General features: G+C 70.0%; 17 protein-coding genes and 1 pseudogene. 10 read left to right on the top strand and 8 right to left on the bottom strand.

The genetic code is table 11. The features are described from left to right. Positions 1 to 57 precede the first annotated feature (57 nt). Positions 58 to 1,575: an amino acid adenylation domain-containing protein gene (locus ABEA24_RS26405; protein ID WP_345433747.1), complete on the top strand. Its 1,518-nt coding sequence runs from the start codon at positions 58 to 60 to the stop codon at positions 1,573 to 1,575. 33 nt (positions 1,576 to 1,608) lie between these two features. After that, on the top strand, positions 1,609 to 2,688 hold the full coding sequence (locus ABEA24_RS26400; RefSeq protein WP_345433746.1) for a thioesterase domain-containing protein: 1,080 nt from the start codon (positions 1,609 to 1,611) through the stop codon (positions 2,686 to 2,688). Here ABEA24_RS26400 and ABEA24_RS26395 read toward each other — a convergent pair. Next, on the bottom strand, positions 2,677 to 3,951 hold the full coding sequence (locus ABEA24_RS26395; RefSeq protein ID WP_345433745.1) for an MFS transporter: 1,275 nt from the start codon (positions 3,949 to 3,951) through the stop codon (positions 2,677 to 2,679). The genes ABEA24_RS26400 and ABEA24_RS26395 overlap by 12 nt on opposite strands. A 25-nt stretch (positions 3,952 to 3,976) precedes the next feature. Further along, complete coding sequence (locus ABEA24_RS26390) at positions 3,977 to 6,706, bottom strand: L-tyrosine/L-tryptophan isonitrile synthase family protein (RefSeq protein ID WP_345433744.1); 2,730 nt, start codon at positions 6,704 to 6,706, stop codon at positions 3,977 to 3,979. 83 nt (positions 6,707 to 6,789) lie between these two features. Between ABEA24_RS26390 and ABEA24_RS26385 the strand changes: the two genes are divergently transcribed. Further along, complete coding sequence (locus ABEA24_RS26385; RefSeq protein WP_345433743.1) at positions 6,790 to 7,632, top strand: thioesterase domain-containing protein; 843 nt, start codon at positions 6,790 to 6,792, stop codon at positions 7,630 to 7,632. A gap of 52 nt (positions 7,633 to 7,684) precedes the next feature. Here ABEA24_RS26385 and ABEA24_RS26380 read toward each other — a convergent pair whose 3' ends face one another. After that, entirely contained in the window at positions 7,685 to 8,485 is an 801-nt protein-coding gene (locus tag ABEA24_RS26380; protein ID WP_345433742.1) for a DUF72 domain-containing protein, read from the bottom strand. Positions 8,486 to 8,677: 192 nt separating this feature from the next. On the opposite strand from ABEA24_RS26380, the gene ABEA24_RS26375 reads away from it, so the two are divergent. Further along, positions 8,678 to 9,640 carry a MerR family transcriptional regulator gene (locus ABEA24_RS26375; RefSeq protein ID WP_345433741.1) on the top strand — a complete coding sequence of 321 codons (963 nt, stop codon included), beginning with the start codon at positions 8,678 to 8,680 and terminating at the stop codon, positions 9,638 to 9,640. Positions 9,641 to 9,658: 18 nt separating this feature from the next. On the opposite strand, the gene ABEA24_RS26370 is transcribed toward ABEA24_RS26375, so the two are convergent. The 3 genes from ABEA24_RS26370 to ABEA24_RS26360 form a co-directional block, all read right to left on the bottom strand. After that, a complete protein-coding gene (locus ABEA24_RS26370) occupies positions 9,659 to 10,990 on the bottom strand; it encodes an NAD(P)/FAD-dependent oxidoreductase (RefSeq protein WP_345433740.1) in 1,332 nt (443 codons plus the stop codon). 100 nt (positions 10,991 to 11,090) lie between these two features. Continuing rightward, on the bottom strand, positions 11,091 to 12,542 hold the full coding sequence (locus ABEA24_RS26365; protein WP_345433739.1) for an MFS transporter: 1,452 nt from the start codon (positions 12,540 to 12,542) through the stop codon (positions 11,091 to 11,093). A 63-nt stretch (positions 12,543 to 12,605) separates the two neighbouring features. Beyond that, a complete protein-coding gene (locus ABEA24_RS26360) occupies positions 12,606 to 13,040 on the bottom strand; it encodes a hypothetical protein (protein ID WP_345433738.1) in 435 nt (144 codons plus the stop codon). Between the two features lie 172 nt (positions 13,041 to 13,212). On the opposite strand from ABEA24_RS26360, the gene ABEA24_RS26355 reads away from it, so the two are divergent. Then, complete coding sequence (locus tag ABEA24_RS26355) at positions 13,213 to 16,227, top strand: AfsR/SARP family transcriptional regulator (protein ID WP_345433737.1); 3,015 nt, start codon at positions 13,213 to 13,215, stop codon at positions 16,225 to 16,227. 294 nt (positions 16,228 to 16,521) lie between these two features. Here the strand turns inward: ABEA24_RS26355 and ABEA24_RS26350 are convergent, their stop codons facing one another. Beyond that, entirely contained in the window at positions 16,522 to 17,778 is a 1,257-nt protein-coding gene (locus ABEA24_RS26350) for an SGNH/GDSL hydrolase family protein (protein WP_345433736.1), read from the bottom strand. 415 nt (positions 17,779 to 18,193) lie between these two features. Here ABEA24_RS26350 and ABEA24_RS26345 point away from each other — a divergent pair. The 4 genes and pseudogenes from ABEA24_RS26345 to ABEA24_RS26330 form a co-directional block, all read left to right on the top strand. Beyond that, positions 18,194 to 18,343, top strand: a pseudogene (locus ABEA24_RS26345) (LysR family transcriptional regulator); the annotation flags it as partial. Between the two features lie 186 nt (positions 18,344 to 18,529). Further along, entirely contained in the window at positions 18,530 to 19,330 is an 801-nt protein-coding gene (locus ABEA24_RS26340; RefSeq protein WP_345433735.1) for a class I SAM-dependent methyltransferase, read from the top strand. 80 nt (positions 19,331 to 19,410) lie between these two features. Next, positions 19,411 to 19,938 (top strand): GNAT family N-acetyltransferase, encoded by a 528-nt coding sequence (locus tag ABEA24_RS26335; RefSeq protein ID WP_345433734.1) that lies wholly within the window; start codon positions 19,411 to 19,413, stop codon positions 19,936 to 19,938. An 83-nt stretch (positions 19,939 to 20,021) separates the two neighbouring features. After that, a complete protein-coding gene (locus tag ABEA24_RS26330; RefSeq protein WP_345433733.1) occupies positions 20,022 to 20,441 on the top strand; it encodes a VOC family protein in 420 nt (139 codons plus the stop codon). 54 nt (positions 20,442 to 20,495) lie between these two features. Here the strand turns inward: ABEA24_RS26330 and ABEA24_RS26325 are convergent, their stop codons facing one another. Continuing rightward, positions 20,496 to 21,098, bottom strand: a complete 603-nt coding sequence (locus ABEA24_RS26325) for a TetR/AcrR family transcriptional regulator (protein ID WP_345433732.1) — start codon at positions 21,096 to 21,098, stop codon at positions 20,496 to 20,498. Between the two features lie 160 nt (positions 21,099 to 21,258). Here ABEA24_RS26325 and ABEA24_RS26320 point away from each other — a divergent pair, with 160 nt between their 5' ends. Continuing rightward, positions 21,259 to 21,945, top strand: coding sequence for an alpha/beta fold hydrolase (locus ABEA24_RS26320; RefSeq protein ID WP_345433731.1), 687 nt, complete (start codon positions 21,259 to 21,261; stop codon positions 21,943 to 21,945). The last annotated feature ends 46 nt before the right edge of the window (positions 21,946 to 21,991 follow it).

The raw sequence follows: 21,991 nt of genomic DNA, 5'->3' as shown, positions 1-21,991 counted from the left end.
GTGGCTTCTTGGGATGGTGATCACCATGATCCGCTCGTATTCGGCGATCGGCCGTTGATGCCCATACCTCAGGCCGCATCCCTGCCGGAACTGTTCCGAGCGATCTGCGACACCCGGCCCGCCGCCGTCGCGGTGGTCGATCAGGACACGTCGCTCACTTACGCCGAGCTCGACGCGGCGGCGGAGGCGGTCGCGTCCCGGCTCGTCACGCGCGGTGTGCGGCGCGGTGAACTCGTCGGCCTGCAGACCGACCGCTCCGCCGCCGTCGTGATCGGAATCCTGGGGATCCTCAAGGCCGGTGCGGCCTACGTTCCGCTCGATCCGGCCTATCCGGAGGCGCGCCTGACGACCATGGCCGCGGACGCCGGACTGAGATTCGCCGTCGCGGACCCCGAGCACGCGGTGAAGTGCGGGCTGAGCGAGCATCAGGCCGTGCCGACCACCGCGGACGGTGCCGCGGAATCCGTGGACAGGGTCGTGGAGCGGGACGACGCCGCGTACGTCATCTATACCTCGGGGTCGACGGGGCGGCCCAAGGGATGCGTGGTCACGCACGGCAACGTCCTGGCCCTCCTCGAGACCGCGTTGCCGTTGTTCGAGGTGGATCGCCGGGACCGCTGGGCGCTGTTCCACTCGACCAGCTTCGATTTCTCGGTCTGGGAGCTGTGGGGTGCGCTGGCGACCGGAGGCACCGTCGTCGTCGTGCCGCAGCAGGCCGCGCTCTCGCCCGAGGACTTCCTCGACCTTCTGATCCGGGAGCGCGTCACCGTTCTCAACCAGGTGCCCTCGGTCTTCCGCTATCTCGACCTGGCCTTCGATGAGGCCGATCGGCCGGCGCTGGACGTCCGATACGTCATCTTCGGCGGCGAGAGCGTGGACCTTGAGGTGCTCCGGAAGTTCGTGGCGAAGTTCCCGGAGGAACGGCGTCCGACGGTCGTCAACATGTACGGGATCACGGAGACCACCGTGCACGTGACCTTCAAACTGCTCGACGAGCAGGCCCTGACCGGACCGGCACGATCACCGATCGGCGTCCCGCTGCCGCACTTGACGGTCGAGCTGCGTGACGAGGAGGGGCGGCCGGTCCCGCCGGGCGAGCCGGGGGAGATGTGGATCTCCGGTGCGGGCGTGGCCGCCGGATATCTCAACCGGGCGGAGCTGACCGCGGAACGTTTCGTGACGCTCGAAGGCCGTCGTTTCTATCGGTCCGGTGACCTCGCGCGCCGGTCCGTCAACGGGGAACTCGAGTACGTCGGGCGCGCCGACCAGCAGGTGAAGCTGCGCGGTTTCCGCGTCGAGCTCGGCGAGATCGAATCGGTGCTGAGAGGGTGCCCGGAGGTCCGTGACGCCGCGGTGACCGTGGTGACGACCGGTGCCGGAGCCCAGCTCCTCGCCGCATGCGTCGTCCCGCACGACGGCTCCGTCACGGCGGCGGTGCGTCGTCACGCCGCGGCGATGCTGCCGCGCCACATGGTTCCCGACCGTTACGTGACCGTGGAGGCACTGCCGCTGACGCCCTCCGGGAAACTCGACCGGCGGGCCCTGGACGGACTGGTCGCGTCCGGACGGCGTTGACCTCGAAACGGCGTTGACCTGAAAGGGAGACCTATGTCCGAGTCGGTGGCCGACGCTTCATCCGCCGTTTCGCGGGATGAGGTCGAAAAGCTGTTCATCGACATCTGGCAGAACATTCTCGATGTCGAGGTCGGGCCGGACGACGACGTCTTCGACCTCGGAGGTTACTCACTCCTGGTCGTCGAGGCCGTCGCTCAGGCACGCAAGGCGGGCGTGCGGGTGAAGGTGCTGGACGTCTTCGAACATCCGACGCCCGCGAAGCTCGCGGGGTTTCTGGCCCCCGCGGACGAAGCACCGGCGCGGGATCCGGCGCCGCTCGGTGACCTGGTCGCGCGTACGTGGCGCACGAGCGCCGCGCCCTGGGACGCCGGGGCGCCTCCCGCGCTGGTCCCCCTGGTGCCCGACGGGCAGGGAGAGCCGCTCTTCTGCGTTCACGTCGGCACGGGCCACGTCCGCTTCTTCACGCCGATCGCGGAGACCCTGCGCGCCGGGCGTCCGGTGTACGGCTTCGAGATGCCGGGCATCAAGGCGGCCGTCCGCCCATTTCTTACGATCGCCGAAATCGCGGAGCAGTACCTGCGGGAGCTGCGGACGGTCCAGCCACAAGGGCCGTACCACCTGACGGGATTCTGCTCGGGGGCGCTGATCGCGTTCGAGATGGCGCAGCGGCTCCGGGCCGCCGGCCAGGATGTGCACACCCTGGTCCTGGCCGGACCTCCGGTGCCGGAACTCGACCCCGGTCTGGGGCTGAACGATCTTTTTCAGTATCTTCTCGGCACGCTGCGCAGCCGGTTCGGGCTGGGCGGGCCGGCGGACGTACCCGAGGTCGTACGCAAGCTGACGGACCTCACCTGGTTCGAAGAGGAGCTGCGACCCGAGGAGCTCTACCGGCGTACCGTCCTGTGGGCCGCCATCCTGTTCGCCCAGGAACACTACGACCCCCGGCCGTACGACGGTCCGGTCACCGTCTGCATGTACGGCAACCAGGACGTGACGGCCTACTGGCGGGATCGGGTTCCGCAGGCGGACGTGATCCGGCTAGAGGCCGTGACGACACTGGGGCTGCTGCAGGAGCAGCGGTTCGGCGAGGTTCTCCGGCTTCTACTGGCGTGACTCGACCGGCTGCGGTTCGTCGCGGGGCTCGGCGCGGGTTCGTTCCGCCCACGAGATCACCGGTCGGCCCGCGGCGAGCGCCGCGACGAAGACGGCGGCGAGGACGAGCCAGCCTCCGAAATGCCATCGGCTGGTCAGCGCGGTGACGGTGACCGGCCCCAGCACTCGTGGACCGACCTGCCCGAGCCGGAACGCCGCTCCGTACTGGCCCTGGGCGCCGGCGGGCGCGAACGCGAAACGCAGTGCCCACCGCGAGCCCTGCCCCCACATCTCACCGGCGGTGAGCGCCACGACACTCACCACGAGCAGGCCACTCGCGGGCCAGGCCGAGAAATATCCGGCCAGTCCGGCGAGCAGGCACATGACGATGAGGGCACAGAACGCCCACTGCTGGGTTCGCACGGCTCCGGTCGGCGTCTCCGCCGACCGCGCCGCACGGACCTGCAGTCCGACGACGAGCAGCGTGTTGAGCGCCACGAGCCAGGCGGCGAGCGAACGCGGCGCCGACGTTCCCGACACCAGCCACAGCGGCAGCCCGACGAAGAGGACGGTGTCGCTCAGCAGCGACACATTGCTGATCTGCGCCACGGCCAGGTAAGGCAGGTCCCTGACCGCGCGCAGCCCGCGTACCGGTGCTTCGCCGGGCGGGACACCGGGCAGTCTCGGCAGACGGAGATAGGACACGGCGGTCGTCAGCGAGGCCAGGACGCACCCCCAGAACAGCGCGAGGTAGGCCGTGCGGGTATCGGCCGTGAGCGCGAGGCCCGCGCAGAACGCCCCGGCGGTGATTCCCACGTTGAACACGCTGCGCAGATAGGCGGAGGCGCGGATGCGGGCCGAGCCGGTGATGGCGCCGGCGATGATCGCCTCGTTCGCGACGCTCCAGCCGCCGTCCGCGATGCCGAATACGGCGGCCGCCAGCAGGAACTGCCAGTACGCGTGAACCCAGGGGAAGACCGCCAGCGGCGCCGCCTTGAGTACGGACATCGCGATGGCGACCCCGCGCGGCCCGTGACGGTCTGCCAGATGTCCGATCAGGATGCCGAACACCAATCCGGCCAGGCCGGCGAGGGACAGGCCCAGGCCGACCCGGTTCTCCGCCATCCCGGCGGACCGGACGAAATAGATGGCGCTGCCGGACTGGTAGAGCCCGAAGCCGAAGCTGCCGAGCAGGGAGGTCAGGGCCAGCAGCCTGGCCGGCCCGGGATCGGGCAGTATGGCGGCCCAGAGCCTGCTGAACCGTCCGGCTGGGATGCTGGCCATCGAGACTCCTGCACGGCGAATCGGGTCACCGCCGGCGTAGCCGTACAGCGGTGCGGAACGCGGCGTCGAGTTCGTTGCCCCGGCACCGATCCACGAGGCGGGTGGAGGTTACCGGGGTCATGAACCACGGCTGTGTCGAACTCAGCAGAGGTGAGAAGACGGGGACGAACCCTTGATCGGAAAGCGAGACCGCGTAGTCGACCGACACGATCCCGCCGGCGTCGACCACGCCCACCCCATGCCAGGGCAGCACGCACGAACCGCCTAGGTAGGAGAATCCGAGGCTGCCCGGCCGCGGGTTGGGCGTCAGCCGGACTCGCCCGGGAAAGAACGCCATATCGTCGCAGCCGAACTCGCCGTCCACCTGCATCACCGCCAGGTACCGGACGGTGTCACGCCACGTCGTGGTGAGGACGGCGCGACGGCCGGCGGTGATCTGCGGACCGGCGGCGGGATCGACGACGTCGAAGATGCCGGCGTAGAGCCGCCTAGCCCAGCCCGCGCGTGTCGTGCGAGCCGGGGGAGGCGGCAGCTCCACCGAGTAGACCAGCGAGTGGAACAACGCGGAGAAGGCGAGGATCGGCGTGCCGTCGGGGCGGTCGCCGATGAGCCCGCGGCAGATCCGGCTCGCTTCCGCCAGCGCCTCGAGCGGCGCTTCCGTGACGTCAATCCCGGCCAGTGCCGTCTCGACCAGTCCGACGTACTCCTCGATCCGCCGGATGCGCCGCTGCGACCTGACCGGGCCGAGGTGGTCCGTGGCCACGTCGTTCAGATCCGTGATCTCCAGGACGTCCGAGCCGCCGACGAGACGACGGTACTCCTCGAGTTTTCCCCGGTAGTCCCGCAGCACCTCCGCCGGACGAGAGCGGTAGTGGTTGCCGTCGGTGAGGATGGTGATCCGCAGGCCCGGCGGGTAGACGTGCGTGATGGTGCGCTGAAGTTCCCGGAAGCGTACGAGGGCCGCGAGCTCCGCCAGGTCGGGCAGGATTCCTGCCGTTTTGAGGCCGTTGTAGTGCAGCTTGACAGGAAATCCGCAGGTCACGACCTGCAGTGGCGCTCCGCGTTCCACGAACGGGCGGACGGTCTCTTTGGTGAAATGGCGGCGCGGGCCCTTGAGGAACTGGTTACGGGTGAGGAGATGGTGCACGAGCGCGACCGTCGATCCGGCTCCCCGCCGCAACGCGCTTTCCGCGGTCTGTTCCGCCGCACGGTCCGCCGCCGTGGTCAGGGCGTCGACGATCTGCAGCGATTCCGGTGTCGTCAGGCGCACGGCGTGATCATCCGCGACCGGATGAGCGGACATCTCGCCGATCCGCAGCTCAGCGGGGGACCGCGTGTGGGACAGCGCCGGCCCGGCCACGAGACGACCGCGTGGAACGGTCTCGAACGTCCTGATGACCGGAGCACCGTCATCCGGTCTGCCTCCAGGCGGACGCTCGGAGACGAATCCCGCGAGCTCTACGGCGACCATCCGTGCGGACGGCAGTTCCTTGGCCATGGCCTGCCGGTTCTCGCAGAGATCGTCGAAGATCGCCAAGACCTCGAGATCGGCAAGAGCGCGCAGATTCTCGCTCTTCAGCTCGTGGACGGGCCGCACGCGGTCATCGGGCAGCATCAGCAGTCGCGGGCGCACGATGCCGGCCTGGGCCAGCGCGTACTCGGTCGGCGCGCGCACGCGATGCCGCCGGGCGGTGTTGAAGACGACGTACCCGCCCGCGTCATGGACGTCCCAGACGAAGCGTGACAGCCCGGGGGCCGGGGTGTCCCAGCGCAGCTGATCCCACGGCCGGTAGAACGCCCGGCGATATTCCGCGAGCACCTGGTCCCAGTCGACGCCCGGATACCGGCCGTGCAGGCCGGTTCCGGCGAGGAACAGGTCCCATGCCGGCCGGTGATAGGTGGGCAGGACCGGCAGCCGATCGGGTGTGGTGAACTCGCTGATCCCGTCCGGCGCGCCCGGCCGGGGCGCGGCCACCACCTGGAGTGCGTGGACCGTACGCCGGCGCGGGTCCAGAGCGCACAGGTCGACATCGAGTACCACGGCGGGCCGGCGTACCCGCGGATCGAGGCGCCGGCGCCGTGCGTGGTCGGCGACCTCCCGCAGTATCTCGGTGAGCACGTCATGCTGCTGCGGATCCACCGTGTGGAGCAGGTCGTTCTCCGCACCGCTCAACGCCGCATGGGCCTCGGGCCGCAGGAACCGCAGTTCTGCGCCGAGGCGCGCGTCGACCGCCGCACATACGACGTCGACGGGCTCGGTGACCCCATCGATGCCCGCCGTCGCGAACAGGACGCCCAGCCGTCGCAGCGTGGATCGGATCGCCGACAGCACGTCTCGGGCATCCGGTGGTTCCGCCGCGTCCGTCACGACGACACGTCCGGTCGCCCCGCGCCCGGGCGACGACTCATAGGCGAGGCCCGACGGGCCGGGCGGCCGGAATCCGTGCTCCAGACATGCCCGGAAGACCCGGGCGAGCGGACTCACGAGACGATCCAGGAAATGCTCCAGCGCCTCTTCACGAGAGTCGCGTCCGTCGACGAGTTCGCGCAAGGCGCTCCGGCCGGCGTCGTCGTCGGTCAGGGCGGTCACTCCGAGGACCACGGTGCCCACCGCCGGACCGGGATGAGCGGGTACCGGCCCGACGGTGCCGCCTGGCAACATCGCGCAGTACAACCGGAGCAGAGGAGCCGTACGGATCAACTCGGCGAGTCGGTCCCAACGGGCGACGTCGGCAGTCTTGATCGGCCCGCTCATCGAGATGTGATCAAACCGCACAAGATCGTCTTCGTCAATGCGATCGTGTGATGCCCGGCCCGGCCATCAGATGGGAGTCGCCAGTGATCGAGGGAGACCTTCCGCCGTCCGACGACATGGTGGCCCATGTCTGGCGCACCAGCGAGAGCACATGGACGGCGCCGGCCACCCTGATCCCCCTCATCCCGGAAGGGCGCCGAGAACCCCTGTTCTGCGTCCATCTCGGAAACGGGCACGTCAGGTTCTTCGGGCGCATCGCCGAGTCCCTACGTGCCGGCCGCCCCGTGCACGGCTTCGAGGCCATCGGCTACCGAACCCGGGTCCGTCCGCCCGTCTCGATCGCCGAGATCGCCGAACGCTACGTACGGGAGCTTCGGGCGGCCCAGCCACACGGCCCCTATCACCTCGCCGGGCTGTGCACCGGCGCCGTGATCGCCTACGAGATGGCGCAGCGACTCCGTGCCCAGGGCGCGGAGGTGGCGGTCCTGGCACTCGCGGACCCGCCGTCGGGCATGCCGGAGTACGACCCGAGCTGGGGGATGAACGACCTCTACGAGTTCCGGCTCGGGTGGCTGCGAACCACGTGGGGTCTGGAGGACCCGGTAGCGGATCTTCCCCGTGTCCTCGACGAGATGAAGACACGCGTCACTCTCTACGAACCAGAGGTCCGGCCGGAGGACTTCTACCGGCTGCAGGTCCTGTGGGCCGCCACCGTCTTCGCCCAGGAGCACTACGAACCTCGGCCCTACGACGGCCCGGTCCACATCTTCGCCAAGACGAGAGACGACTACCGGGTCCGGGACTACTGGCTCCCACTGCTCCGCGACCCCGCGCTGTGTCTCATCGACGCGGAGACGACACGTGAACTCCTCCACCATCCCCTCCTCGCTCGGACACTGGGCCGCGCGCTCGGTCATGAGGCGTGATGTGCATGACCGGGCATTGATGCACGGTGTCTGGGAGGTGACGGGTCGTCCGTCAGAACAGTGTCGGCGGCTCGGACGGCGCCCGCATCGGCTCGGGCAGTGGTTCGACCTCGGGCAGTCGCGCCCGTACGTCGTCGTGGAACCGGCGGGCGAGCAGCAATGCGTCGGCGTTGTCGGGCGTGTGGATGAACACGGTCGGCGAACGGCCCTCACGCAGCCACTGGGCGACCTGGTCGGCCCATCCCCGCCAGCCCTCGACCGTACGGTCGACCGAGTCCCGGCCGATGTACCGGACGATGGGGCGGTCGGTGAGGGCGACCGTACGTCGCGCCACGCGTGGCTTCTTCGTCCACGCCTCCCGTTCCATGTCGCTCGTCGGCGGGGTCTGGAAGAGGGCCGTCGTGTCGAAGGGGATCCACTCCGCGCCGACGCCGGCGAGCGCCTTTTCGAGGAGCCGCGTGGCGCTCTCGTTCTCGAAGAACGCGCGGTGACGCACCTCGACGGCGTACCGGTGCGAAGGAGGGAGCCGGCGCAGGAAGCCCGCCAGCACTCCGACGTCCGCCGGTGCGAACGCCGGCGGCAGCTGGATCCACAGCGCGTGGGCACGCGGCCCGAGCGGTTCGATCGCGTGCAGGAACGACCGCAGTTCCGCGCCGACGTCGCCGAGGCGGCGTTCGTGCGTGATCGACCTCGGCAGCTTCAGGACGAAGCGGAAATCCGGGTCGGTCTGGTCCGCCCAGGTCTCCACCGTGCCCCGCGCCGGAATGGCGTAGAAGGTGGTGTTCCCCTCGACCGCGTTGCACCAGGACGCATACGCCCTCAGCCGCTCCCCGGGAGGCAGCCGATGGGGCACGAAACGCCCCTGCCATGGCGCATGGGTCCACATCGCGCATCCCACATGAAGCCGCACGGACGCGACGCTACCCAAATTCCCGCGGTCCAGTGCTTGGGGTGTCCGGTCCGGCCACGGCTTGACCCTGCCCACGGGGGCAGGGTCTAGTTTCGTCCTCATGGACGACACGAGCGTCTTCGCAGGTGGGCCGCGGTGAGGATCGGAGAGCTCGCCCGGCGGGCCGGAGTGACCACCAAGACGGTCCGGTACTACGAATCGCTGGAGTTGATCACGCCGGCGCGGTTGCCCAACGGTTACCGGGACTACTCCGAGCACGATGTCCGGCTGGTCCGTGAGGTACGGGCGTTGAGCGAACTGGGGCTCCGGGTCGAACAGACCCGGCCGTTCCTGGAATGTCTGGCGGCCGGCCGAGAGCACGCCGACGACTGCCCGGCCGCGCTGGCCGGTTATCAGCAGGCCATCACGGATCTCAACGCGCGGATCGAGGCGCTCACCACGCGGCGGGACATCCTCGTCCACCACCTGCGCCAGGCCGCCTACCGCGGCAGCACGCTCAGCGAGCCGTTCGAGGAAAGGACCGTTGTGCACGACCCCACGAAGCTCCCCGCCGACCTGCCGGTTCCGTACGACGACGGCGCGGCCGATCACCTGCCCGGGCGGGCCGTCCCCTCCCTGCGGCTGCCGAGCACGGCGGGCGACATGATCGACCTCGCGGAGCTGGGCCGGGACGGCCGGTCGATCCTGTACTGCTACCCCCTAACGGGCAGGCCGGACGCCGATCTGCCCGAGGGCTGGGACGCCATCCCGGGGGCCCGCGGTTGTACTCCGGAGGCCTGCGGTTTCCGCGACCACCACGAAGAGCTGAGGGAGGCGGGCGTGAGCGGTGTGTTCGGGCTGTCCAGCCAGGACACCGACTACCAGCGCGAAGTCGTCGACCGGCTCAGCCTGCCCTTCGCCATGCTGTCCGACACCGGCTTCCGGCTCGCCGACGCGCTCGACCTGCCCACCTTCCACGCCGGCGGGTCCCGACTCTACAAGCGCCTGACGCTCGTCATCCGCGATGGACGGATCGAGCACGTCTTCTACCCGATCTTCCCGCCCGACCGGCACGCGCGCCAGGTGCTCGGCTGGCTGCACGACACCCTTGGTGACTGAGCGGCCCGACATGATCGTTCAGAGAGTTGTGACAGAGGCAGGGGAGTGGTCGTAGGGAAGTTCGGGATCCGCGGTGTCGAGAGGGACCGCTCCGGAGCGGACGAGGCCGAGTTGGACGCTGAGCCGGGGCAGGACGGCGTCCAGCACCCAGTCGGTGAGGATCCGGGGCCGGTTGGCGGGGATCGACCACAGATGGTAGCCGCGGGTGACGGCCTTGGCGAGGACTCCGGAAAGCGGGACGCCGAGCGGGTCGGCTGCCGCCTTCCACCCGCCGAGGTCCACGACGAAGCCGAGGTTGCGATGCCGATAAGGCCTCGCTCTCCCGTGGAGCCCCAGTGAGGCGGCGACGTTGCGGGCGACCACCTTGCCCTGCCGGGTCGCGTGCTGGCCGGTCATCGGGGTGATCTGGCCAGGGCGGGTGAGGTCGGGCACCGCGGCGACGTCTCCGGCGGCGTAGATCCCCGGATGGTCACGTACGGCCATGTACTCGTCCACGGCGACCCTGCCCCCGGCGGCGGTGGGGAGGCCGAAGCCGTCCACGACGGGATCGGGCCGTACTCCGGTGGTCCACACGACCGTTCGAGCCCCGACGAACTCACCGTCGGTGAGGGTCACCCCTTCCGAGGCCGCCCGGTTGATCGAGGTGCCGAGCCGCACCTCCACACCACGTCTGGTGAGGACGCGTTCGGCGGTGGCCCGCATGCGGGGCCGCATCTCGGGCAGCACGTGGTCGCCGAGCTGCAGGAGCAGCCAGCGGGCCCGTTCGCCGCGCAGGAGGGGGTTGCGGCGGATCAGCGCCCGGGTGAGCAGCTGCCCGGCCGCCGCTACCTCGGTTCCGGAGTAGCCGGCGCCGACCACGACGAACGTGAGCCGGGCGGCGCGTTCGGCGGGATCGTCGGCGACCGCGGCGAGCTCGACCTGCCGGATCATGTGGTCCCGCAGGTACAGCGCCTCGGGGATGCCTTTGAAGCCATGGCTGTGCCGGGTGGCGCCCTCGATCGGCAGAACCTTGGTCACGCTGCCGACGGCCACGATCAGGCGGTCGTAGCCGAGCGTGCCGGGCCTGGCTTCGGGGTCGATGTATTCGACGGTCGCGGTTTTCGGATCGAGCCCGGTGACCGTGCCGAGGACCAGGCGTACCCCTGGCAGGGTCGCGGTGATCGACACCGAGATGTGGCGCGGGTCGACGATCCCGGCTGCGACCTCGGGCAACAGCGGCAGGTAGACCGCGAAGTCGGTGGGGTTGACCAGCACCACCTCGACGGCGTCTCCGTACGTGCGGGACAGGGTACGGGCCGCCTGGAAGCCGGCGAACCCGGCTCCGAGGATCACGATGCGGGGACGCTTCATATGTGTCCTACCTTTCACGCGTGGCTCCGGCGGCAGTGCCCCTCTCGATCGGTGCCACGGGGCACTGCCGCACTTCGTGCCGACACGGTCGGCGGAGGCCTCAGCGGTGCTGGGGCTCCATCTCCGTCTGGCCGCGGCTCCCGCTCATGGTCAGGACCGCGATCACGAGTCCGGCGACGTAGAGCGCGCCGCCGGACAGGATCCCGGTGGTGTAGCCATGGGTGAGGTCCTGCGGCGACGGGGGCGAACCGTGCCCGGTGGCCTCGGTGGCGATGGCCGCCAGTACGGCCAGGCCGAGGGCGCCGCCGATCTGCAGGGTGGTGTTGACGAGCCCGGAGGCGATGCCGGTGTGGTGCGCGTCGACGCCGCGGACCCCCGCGATCGTCACCGTGACGAAGGCCAGGCCGAGGCCGAGACCGGCGACCAGCTGGGCGGGAAGCAGGACCGTCCAGGGGTTCTGGCCCGGGGTGAGCAGGCCGAACCAGGCCATGCCGACGGCGGCGACCAGCATCCCGGCGGCGGTGACGGCGCGCTCGGAGAATCGGCCCAGCAGCTGCGGTCCGATGGCGCCGGCGGCGATGCCGATGCCGACGGCGAAGGGCAGGTACGCCAGGCCGGTCTGCATGGGCTTGTAGCCCTTGACGACCTGCATGTAGAGGGTGAGGAAGTAGAAGGTGGCGAGCATGCCGCCGCCCATCAGGAAGTTGACCAGGTTCGCTCCGGCGCGGCCCCGGTCCGCCAGGATGGCGGGCGGCATCACCGGCGCGGAGGCATGGCGCTGGATGAGGATGAATGCGACCAGAAGTGCGGCCGCGACGCCGAAGAAGCCGAGGGAGACCCCGTCGGACCAGCCGTGCTGATTGGCCCGGTTGATCGCGTAGACCAGCGAGGCGAGACCCCCGGTCGCCGTGATCGCGCCGGGGAGATCGACCCTTCCGCGGTCGCGGTCGCCCTCGAGCAGAACGGTGGTTCCGGCCAGCACCGCGACGGCGATGGGGACGTTCACGAACAGGATCCACCGCCAGGACAGGTACTCCGTGAGAGCCCCACCGAGCAGCAGGCCGACCACCGACCCGAGCCCGCCCATCGCCCCGTACACGCCCAGCGCCTTGTTGCGCTCAGGACCGGCCGGGAACGTGGTCGCCAGCAACGACAACGCGGTGGGCGCGGCGATCGCGGCACCGAGGCCCTGGACGACACGGGCGGCGATCAACACCGACCCGGTGGTGGCGAAGCCTCCCGCCAGCGAGGCCAGGGTGAACACGACCAGGCCGATGCGGAAGACCCGGCGCCGCCCCAGCAGGTCACCGGCGCGCCCGCCGACCAGCAGCAATCCGCCGAATGCCAGGGCGTACGCGGTCAGCACCCAGTTCAGATCGGCCGCGGCCAGGTGCAGCGACTTCTGGATGCTGGGCAGTGCGACCGTCACGATCGTGCCGTCCAGCACCAGCATGAGTTGTGCGGCCGCGATGACGAGCAACGCCAGGCCGAGGTTGCGCCCGGAGGCCGGCGGCGAGTCGGCCGGCGCGCTGATTCGGACTTCATCCCGCAAGGACACTTGATCCCTCCAATGGTTGTGGTGTCAGGTCGAGCCGGTGTCAGGTCGAGCCGGCGGTCAGTGGAAAGGGCGCAGCCGCCGAGTGGCGCGGTCACCGTCGGCGGCGGCCGAGACGGTGCGGAAGTCGCCGCCGGCCTCGGCGACCCAGAAGGCACCGGCGATGATGATCGGCCGGACCGGCTGGACCGCGTCGGAGCGGCCGGCGAACAGCACCGCGACGTCGTCACGGCCCGGAGTGAGCTGTCCCCACGACAGCGCCCACAGGCCTTCGCCGCGTCCACTGCGTACGCCGCCGCGCAGCAGGACGGAGACGAAGGAGTGGGCCACGGCCACATCCACCAGCCGGCCCGAGGCGTCGTGAATCTGCAGGGCAGGCCTGTCCTCGGTCCCTCGTCCGATCCGTACCGTGAACCCACTGCGCGGGAGGGACGTCTCGGAGTACTGCAGGTGATCGACGACGGGCCTGGCCTCGATCCGGGGAGAGCCGGTCATGGGATGAATACTGGGCGGCCGTGTTGATCGATCCGCGATGCGTTCGCGATGAGCGCCCGATGAGCCCGTATCCAGAGTTAAGCCACAGGTTATGGATTCCTTACAGAAACTCTCGTTGATCTCCGTGATGCCGTCGAAGGAGGCTGGAACCCCATTCCCCGAGGAGCGTGAAGTGGCAGGACGCGGAGGTACCTCAACAGCGGTCCAGGCCGTGTCTCCGGTGGGGCCTGACGCCAAGGTCCGGTTCACGATCCTCGGTCCGGTGGAAGTGTCGGCCGGTGACCATGACCTGCCCAGGGCCACACCGCGCCACCGTGCGGTGCTGGCCTACCTCCTTCTGAACGCTCGGACCGTCATGAGCGCCGACCGGCTCATCGACGCCGTCTGGGGCCAGACACCTCCGGACACCGCCCGGGCGCAGGTTCACGCGGCCGTGACGGCGATCCGCCGAGTGCTCCGCGCGGCCGGGGCGGAAGAGGTGCTGGTGACCCGGGCCGCCGGCTATGTGGCCCTGCCGGCGCCCGGACAGCTCGATCTCGAGGAGTTCACCACCCTGGTCACCGCCGCCCACATACAGGCCGCCAGTGATCCACAGGCCGCCGTGCGGCAGATTCGCGCCGCGCTCCGCCTTTGGCGGGGGAATGCCTTCGCGGACGTGAACGCCGACTACGTCGCCGCGGCTCGGACATGGTTGGAGGAGCGGCGGCTGACGGCGATCGAGCGGCTGGCCGAGCTCGAACTGTCCCTGGGCCGGCATGAGGACCTCATCGATGAGCTGGCCGCCCCGGTGGCGGCTCACCCGTTGCGGGAACGGCTGTGCGGGCATTTCATGCTGGCCCTGCACCGCGCCGGTCGGCAGGTGGACGCGCTGGCGGCCGCCCGCGCCCTTCGGGCGAACCTCGCCGAGCAGCAGGGACTTGACCCGGGCCGAGCCTTCATCGCCCTCGAACGAGCCATTCTGCGCGACGATCCGGAGGTGCGGTTCCCCGGTGGCGACCCGCCCGTCGCCACACCGGTCACCGAGCAGACCGCCGTCATCGCGTCCGAGGACCCCGCGAAGAATCGGGAACGGCGGCACCGCTCCGTTCCCGGGCCATGCTTCTTGCCGTATGACACACCGGACTTCGCGGGACGTACGGCGGAACTCGACCAGCTTTCCCGCTTCTCGTCCGAAGGAGTGACGCTCGCAACGATCGACGGCATGGCCGGGATCGGCAAGACGGCACTGGCGACCCACGCCGCACACCGGCTCGCCGAGCATTACCCGGACGGCCAGCTCTTCGTCGACCTGCACGCGCATACTGCGGGCCAGGCCCCGGCCGACGCCGCCGCCGCGCTGGAGATCCTGCTGCGGCAACTCGGCGTGCCGGCCGAACGCATCCCGCCCTCGCTCACCGACCGTGCCGCGCTGTGGCGGGCCGAACTCGCGGACCGCCGGGTCCTGACCGTACTGGACAACGCCGCCGACGCCGACCACGTACGGCCACTCCTGCCCGGCATGACCGACGGCCTCATGGTGATCACCAGCCGTAGGCGACTCACCGGCCTCGACGGCGTGCGAACGCTGTCGGTGGATCTGCTGCCGGCCAGAGACGCCGTCGACCTGTTCGCCCGCATCGTGGGAGACCGGGCGGACGCCGAACCCATCGCGGTCCTGGACGTCCTGCAACTGTGCGGTCTTCTGCCACTGGCCGTACGGATCGCCGCGGCCCGCCTTCACCATCGCCCGCAATGGACGGTCGAATACCTGGCCGGCCGCCTACGTGACCAGAGCCGCCGGCTGACCGAACTGTCGACCGCCGAGCGGAGCGTCGCCTCCGCGTTCGCCCTCACCTACCAGCAGCTCAGTCCCGCCCAGCAACGCATGTTCCGGCTCCTCGGCCTGCACCCCGGGCACGACACCGACCCACACGCGGCCGCGGCGCTGGCCGGCGTCCCGGTGGAGGAGGCGGAGACGCTCCTGGAGCATCTTCTGGACGCTCATGCCCTGTTGCAGCACGAGCCCGGCCGCTACACCTTCCACGACCTGCTGCGCGAACACGCCCGGTCCACCGCCGCCGCGGAAGAGACCGCCGACGCCCGCCTCGACGCGACGACCCGGCTGCTCGACCACTACCTTTACACCGCCCACACGGCGGTCGATCTCCTCTTCCCCTACGGCAAACGGCAACGCCCGCCCATCCCCGAGCCGACGACCTCCGCCGTGACCTTCCACGACACGGCCGAGGCGACCGCGTGGCTGGACGCCGAACGCGCCAACCTCATCGCCACCACCCACTCCACCGGCTACGCCGACTCCGCCCACGCCGTACGCCTGTCGGCCATCCTGCGGCCGTATCTGGACGGGCATGCCCATCATTCGGATGCGATCACCCTGCACAATCAGGCACTCCGGGCGAGCACGCGCACCGCGGACCGGGCCGGCGAGGGCCGCGCACTGATCGAACTCGGCTGGGCGTACTGGCGGCAAGGCCGCTACGACCAGGCATACGCACTCTCCCTCCGCGGGCTGGAGGTGTGCAAGGAGATCGGAGACCGGTTCGGCGAGTCCCGGGCGTGCAACACCTTGGGCCTGCTGTGCGCAATGCAGCGTGATCACGAGCAGGCGTACCGGCACCTGCGGGACGCCCTGGAGGCATGCCGTGACATCGGCAACCACATCGGCGAGGCCCACGTCCTGAGCAGCCTCGGAATGCTCCATCACCGGCAGGGCCGGTCCGACCAGGCCCGCGACCAGCTCCGGCAGGCTCTGGACCTGCACCGCGAGCTCGGCAACCGAGGCGGTGAGGCCCATGTACTGGACTGTCTCGGGCCGGTGTACCGAGAACAGCGGCAGTACGAACAGGCCCGCGACCACCACCGGCAGGCCCGGGACCTCTACCGCGAGCTCGGCAACCGCAGTGACGAGTCCTCCACCCTCAACGGGCTGGGAGAGGTCGCCCGAGTCACCGGCGATCTCGCCCTGGCTCTCCACGAGCATGACGCCGCCCTCGCCCTCGCCGAGGAACTGGGCAACCGCCCCGAGCAGGCCCGGGCCCACGAAGGACTGGCGCGCACCCAGCGGGACCTCGGCCACACCGCCCCGGCCCGCGATCACGCCAAACAGGCCATGGACCTCTACACCGAACTCGGCGTTCCGGAGGCCGAGGAACTGCGCGGCCTGCTGGCCGAGATCGACGGATCGTGAACCACTAGAGGCGGGCCCGGGCTCACCTCACCGGGTCACGAGATCGAGCGCGGCATGGACCGGCGCACCGTGGAAGAGCTCCGGGTCGAGAGGCGTGACCGTCACGGGCCGTACGGTTTCGGCGATCCGGTCGGCGGCCGCCTTGACGTCGCCGTAGGCGGGGGGTGGGCATGAGGCGCTCCCAGCAGACCGGGCCTCAGCGGAGACGAGGGTGAGGATCAGTCCGGCGCCGAGGGGCCCGGCCGGGCCCCTCGGCCATCCGGACCTGGCCGCGGCTGGAAGACTCGGCCGCGGCTAGAGGGAGTCGAGATCGACGGCTGCGGCCATGATCCGGTAACCGGCGTCGTTCGGGTGCAGATGGTCGCCGCTGTCGAGAGCCGGGCGGATCCGATCGAGATCGGCCGGGTCGGCCAACGCCCGGTCGAAGTCCACGACGGCGTCGTACTCGCGGCTGCTCCGGATCCACTTGTTGACCGCTTCGCGAACCTCTTCGCCCCGCTCGGTGTAGCCGTATGCCCCCTTGAACGGCGGGAGTGTCGCTCCAACGATCCTGACCTTGCTCGCGTGGGCGGTACGGATCAGTTTTCGGTACCCGGCGATCAGTTCCTGCGCGGTCACCCTGGGGTTCGGCACGGTGCACGGTGAGGGCGGCGTCTCACTGTGCAGGATGTCGTTGATGCCCTCCAGGACGATGACCGTCCTCACCCGGGGCTGGTCGAGCGCGTCGCGCTGGAAGCGGGCCGTCGCCTTCTCACCCAGGCACGTCGAGTCGTTGAGCACCTTGTTACCCGCGATACCGGCGTTGAGCACCGGCCGTGCACGGCCCTGCGCCATCAGTCGTTCGGCGAGCGCGTCCGGGTAGCGGGCATCGGCGCCCGCTGTCGAGCCGTACCCATCGGTGATCGAATCGCCGAAGGCGACGACCGCCCTCTTCCGCCCGCCCGGCCGGCCGGTCACCTCCACCCCGTCCAGGTAGTACCAGGAGGCGGTCGATTCGGTGAACGCGCCCGCTCCCGGGTCGCGGAGGTGATCCCCGCCGGCCCGGTAGGACATCTCCATGGCGAGAGCGTGGAAGGTGGACGGACCGGTGGCCCCCTGGAAGTACAAGGTCACCGTCAGCCGCTCTCGGGGCCGCACCGGCAGGGCGATAGGATCACTGACCAGCTGCTCGCCGACGGGGATCGTGGCGGCCGCGGAACTCCTGAAGGTCAGCGAGCGTATCGTCCCCGGCAACACCGCAGCGCCCTCGCCCGTCCTGGCGACGCTCGCGCCGGTCAGATGAAGCGGAGCCGCACCGTACGCGTTGGACAGCCGGATCCGCAGTCGGGAGCCGCCGGCACCGATCCGGACCACCTGGCGTACGGATTGACGGTTGAAGCCTTCGTCGGCCCAGGCAGGAGACCAGTCGTTCTTGAACGGCCGCTGGACGGCCGTCGCCCATGCCCCGTCCCACCGGCTCCCACGGGGCTCCGCGGCGGCGGAGACCGACGATGCGGCAAGAGGCGCGGTCGTCAGTGCTGCGATCAGCATGACCTTCGTTACCTGCGACATATGACGTCCTTTCCTTGCGTCTTCGCTGCCTGGGATTCGTGGTCAGAACCTCCAGGTCAGGCCTGGCCCGGCGATCGGGCCAGGAAATCGAAGCTGCGAGCAGTCTGGGAAAGGGCGTTAATGGATTCGCGATGCGCAGGCGATGACTGCTCGATGTGCCCTGTCAAGCCTGCGCAGGTGTGTGCCCTGCTGGGCCCTGCTCCGTGACGGGCGATGATCGATTCCTTCCACAGGGTGAGGCCCTTTGGGGGCCGGTCGGCCGGTTCGGCTGTCACATCGAGGCGCTCGCATTCGTCAGAGCGGTGACAGGCCACCGGTATGGACGAGATCAACCATCCATCGAGGCGCCGGCCTGGATCAACGTAAACTTCGCGTACTGAGCGATAACGCAGGGGTTGTGGCCGGAGAGGATGCGGTGGAGCTACGGGATATCGAGATCTTCCTGACTCTGGCCGAGGAACTGCACTTCGGTCGGACCGCCGAGCGGCTGCACATCTCCCAGGCCCGGGTCAGCCAGGCGATCGGCCAGCAGGAACGCGGCGTCGGCGGCCGGCTGTTCGACCGCCCCGACATCACCTACCTGCCCATCCGGGATATTGACGCCCTGCCGTACGCGGCGGTCTGGCACACCGAATCGGAGAACAACCTCATCCGCGCCCTCGTCCAGACCATCCGCGACCTCGGCCCACGAACGCTCGACACCCCCTGACGTTTGACCTTGCCCACGGGGGCAAGGTCTAGGTTCCGGATCATGGATCACACCTCGAACGTCACGGGCGGCCGCAGGTCTGACGGAAGTGCCGGCGACGCGGACTACGGCACGATCGGCCTCGGCTACACCGGCTACCGCCGTCCCGATGACCGCATCGCGCGGTTCATCGCCGAAGCCGTGGGCGACGCGCAGACCGTGGTGAACGTCGGTGCGGGCGCCGGGGCGTACGAGTCCGTGGCGCCGCAGGTCACGGCGGTGGAGCCGTCCGCGTCCATGCGCGCCCAGCGCCCCGCCCACTTGTCTCCCGCCGTCGACGCCGTGGCCGAGGACCTGCCGTTCGCCGACGACGCCTTCGACGCCGCGATGACCACGTTCAGCGTCCATCAGTGGAGCGACCTGAAGGCCGGTCTGCGCGAGATGCGGCGCGTCGCGCGCGGGCCCGTCGCCATCCTGACCTGCGACCCGGACCTGGTGCGCGACTTCTGGCTGTACGAGTACGCGCCGCTCGTCCTGGACACCGAGGCGCGGCGCTATCCGGCGATCGGCGACATCGCCGACGCGCTCGGCGGTGAGGTATCGGTACGGCCGGTGCCGATCCCCGCCGACTGCACCGACGGTTTTAACGAGGCGTACTACGCGCGGCCGGAACGCCTGCTCGATCCCGGGGCGCGGCAGGCGTGCTCGGCGTGGAGCTTCGTCGAACCGGGGGTGTGCGAGCAGTACGTGGAGCGGCTCGCGAACGACCTCCGCTCCGGCGCCTGGGACGAGCGCCACGGTGCCCTGCGCCGTCAGCCGTACCTGAACGGCTCGCTGGTCCTCGTCCGCGCGGTCCCGGGATGACGCCGCCCGGTGAGGCCGGGGCTCCACCGCGGCTGTAGCTTTTCGCGTGACCGGAGAATCGATCTTTCGCGAGAGGTGAGATGTTCAGCCGAGCGCTGGGAGACGACGCCGAACTGCGTCCGCTGGAGCCGTGGCAGGCGGCGGAGTTCGCCGCATACGCCGACCGGGTGCGCGGTGCGCTCAAGCCGTGGATCCCGTGGGCGTACACCGTCGTCGACGAGGCGTCGGCCCGGGCGTACCTGCAGGGCTACGCCGACCGTCAGGCCGCCGACGGCGGGCGCGTCTTCGGCCTGTACGTCTCGGGCGTCCTGGAGGGCGGCGTCATCTTCCGCTCCTTCAACGCCGCGCAGCGCGTCTGTGAGATCGGTGTCTGGCTCGCCCCGGAGATGCGCGGCAGGGGCCTGATCAACCGCGCCTGTCGTGTGCTCATCGACTGGGCGATCGACGTACGGGGGATGGTCCGCGTCGAGTGGCTGTGCGACCCTCGTAACGAGGCCAGCATCGCCGCCGCCCGGCGCCTCGGCTTCACCCACGAGGGCACTCACCGCAAGGCCTTCCACCTCGACGGCGAACACCGCGACGTCCAGGTCTGGGCCATCGTCGCCTGAGCCCCTCGGGACCGGGTGGCTCGCACCTACGCTGCCTCGGCCGACCGGGCTCTCGTCCGGAGCCCGCAGTTTCAGGAGGAATCATGGCCTCTCGGCTGAACCCGTATCTCAGTTTCAACGGCAACGCCCGCCAGGCGATGGAGTTCTACGCGGGCGTGTTCGGCGGCGACCTCGCCTCCAACACCTTCGCCGAGTTCGGCGCCGCGGACTCACCCGACGCCGACCGGATCATGCACGCGATGCTGGAGACCGACGCCGGTTACACGATCATGGGTGCCGACGTCCCCAGCGGGATGGAGTACCGGCCCATGGCGGGCGTCTCGCTGAGTCTCAGCGGCGACGACGCCGACGTGCTGCGCGGCTACTGGGAGAAGCTGTCCGCGAGCGGGACGACCACGATGCCGCTGCAGAAGCAGGCCTGGGGCGACGAGTTCGGCATGTGCGTCGACCGGTTCGGCGTCGCGTGGATGGTCAATATCAGCCAGCCCACGGAAGCCTCGTAGTCGCGCCGGTACTCCCGCATTCGCCGCCGCGGCTCGATGGGCCGGCCGCCGGGGTCAGTCTCGGGGGTCGGTTCGGGTCGTGGCGGCGGACAGGAGGGTTTGCGCGGCCTGGCGGGCGTGCTCGCCGACGCCGGCCGCGTCGTGATGCGCGGCGACGACGGTCGCTCCTTCGACCAGCATGAGCAACTGCCGTCCCAGGGTGTGCGGGTCGGCGGCCCCGGCATGCCCGGCGATGCCGGTCAGGAGTTCGAGATAGCGGTCCAGGTGGCGCGCGGTGATCGCGCGTACGGCCTCGACGTGGTGCTGCGCTGCCGCGTTCAGCATCGCGCAGCCGCGGAAGGCCGGATCGTCGTACCACCGCTGGAGGGCGTCGAACACCGCGGCGATCTGGTCGGCGGGGTCCTGTCCGGCGGCCGCGACGGCCTCGGTCAGCCACCGGGTCACCCGCTCGCTGCGCGCCTCCAGCATGGCCTCGACGAGCCCGTCCTTGGTGCCGAAGTGCCGGTAGAGCGTCTCCTTGGAGACGCCGAGGCGGGCGCATAGCTCGGCGACACCGATGCCGTCGAGGCCGCGCTCGTACAGCACCGGGGTGGCGGCTTCCAGGATGGCGGCGCGGGTGCGCGCCGGGTCGATCGTCGAGCCTTTGGGAACGGGCATGACAGAGATGGTACCGCTCGGTTCGATCGGCTGCTATCGTCGCGGATCGTACCGACCGGTTCGATCTGTGGGCTGTCATGCCAGACCCGCTGGCCGGCTTGAGGAGGTCCACGGCACGGTCGGCGATCTCCCCGGCCGCGCCCGACAAGGAAGCAGGACGATGGCGAACTTCGTGCTCATTCCGGGGATGTGCCACGGCGGCTGGTGCTTCGAGCAACTCACCGCCGACCTTCGCGCCCACGGGCACGTCGTCCACCCGCTGACGCTGACCGGGTTGAGTGAGCGCGGCCACCTGCTCGACGGCGCGGTCAACCTCGACACCCACATCCAGGACGTGACCGGTGTGCTGGCGGCCGAGGGCATCCGGGCCGCGGTGCTGGTCGGCCACAGCTACGGAGGCATGGTGATCACCGGCGTCGCCGACCGCGCACCCGACCGCGTCGACTCCCTGGTGTACCTGGACGCCATGGTTCCCGGACACGGCGACTCCTGCTGGTCCCTGGTCACGGACCAGGAGCGGCGCTGGTACGCGGACGTGGTGGAGGCCGGCTACGGAGTACGGCCGCTGCCGTTCTTCGACGCACGCGCCACGCCGCACCCGATCGCCTCGCTGCTGCAGCCGCTCCGGCTGACCGGCGACCTCGCGCACATCCGCCGCCGGGACTACGTGTACGCGGCGGGATGGGACGGCCCGTCCCCGTTCACCGCCGTCTACGAACGGCTGCGCGAGGACCCTGCCTGGACGACGCACGCACTGCCCGGCGGCCACAACCTCATGCGCGACGTGCCACAGGACCTGGTGGAGATCCTCCTGGAGGGCGTCGCGTCCGGCGAACGGCTCCGCTGATCACCGGCGTGACCAGGCCGAAGACTCGTCGTTGACAATAGGCAGG

This window comes from Actinoallomurus vinaceus, from assembly GCF_039542055.1.
GTDB lineage: Bacteria > Actinomycetota > Actinomycetes > Streptosporangiales > Streptosporangiaceae > Actinoallomurus > Actinoallomurus vinaceus.
The sequence above is the reverse complement of the archived record's forward strand: the minus strand, read 5'-3'. Positions and strand labels throughout refer to the sequence as shown.

Bases quoted from the DNA above. Each gene is read 5' to 3' on its own strand.
- ABEA24_RS26400 (WP_345433746.1), top strand. From the start codon at position 1,609: ATGTCCGAGTCGGTGGCCGACGCTTCATCCGCCGTTTCGCGGGATGAG.
- ABEA24_RS26335 (WP_345433734.1), top strand. From the start codon at position 19,411: ATGTTCAGCCGAGCGCTGGGAGACGACGCCGAACTGCGTCCGCTGGAG.
- ABEA24_RS26395 (WP_345433745.1), bottom strand. From the start codon at position 3,951: ATGGCCAGCATCCCAGCCGGACGGTTCAGCAGGCTCTGGGCCGCCATA.
- ABEA24_RS26350 (WP_345433736.1), bottom strand. From the start codon at position 17,778: ATGTCGCAGGTAACGAAGGTCATGCTGATCGCAGCACTGACGACCGCG.
- ABEA24_RS26330 (WP_345433733.1), top strand. From the start codon at position 20,022: ATGGCCTCTCGGCTGAACCCGTATCTCAGTTTCAACGGCAACGCCCGC.
- ABEA24_RS26360 (WP_345433738.1), bottom strand. From the start codon at position 13,040: ATGACCGGCTCTCCCCGGATCGAGGCCAGGCCCGTCGTCGATCACCTG.
- ABEA24_RS26340 (WP_345433735.1), top strand. From the start codon at position 18,530: ATGGATCACACCTCGAACGTCACGGGCGGCCGCAGGTCTGACGGAAGT.
- ABEA24_RS26405 (WP_345433747.1), top strand. From the start codon at position 58: ATGCCCATACCTCAGGCCGCATCCCTGCCGGAACTGTTCCGAGCGATC.
- ABEA24_RS26370 (WP_345433740.1), bottom strand. From the start codon at position 10,990: ATGAAGCGTCCCCGCATCGTGATCCTCGGAGCCGGGTTCGCCGGCTTC.
- ABEA24_RS26320 (WP_345433731.1), top strand. From the start codon at position 21,259: ATGGCGAACTTCGTGCTCATTCCGGGGATGTGCCACGGCGGCTGGTGC.
- ABEA24_RS26325 (WP_345433732.1), bottom strand. From the start codon at position 21,098: ATGCCCGTTCCCAAAGGCTCGACGATCGACCCGGCGCGCACCCGCGCC.
- ABEA24_RS26390 (WP_345433744.1), bottom strand. From the start codon at position 6,706: ATGAGCGGGCCGATCAAGACTGCCGACGTCGCCCGTTGGGACCGACTC.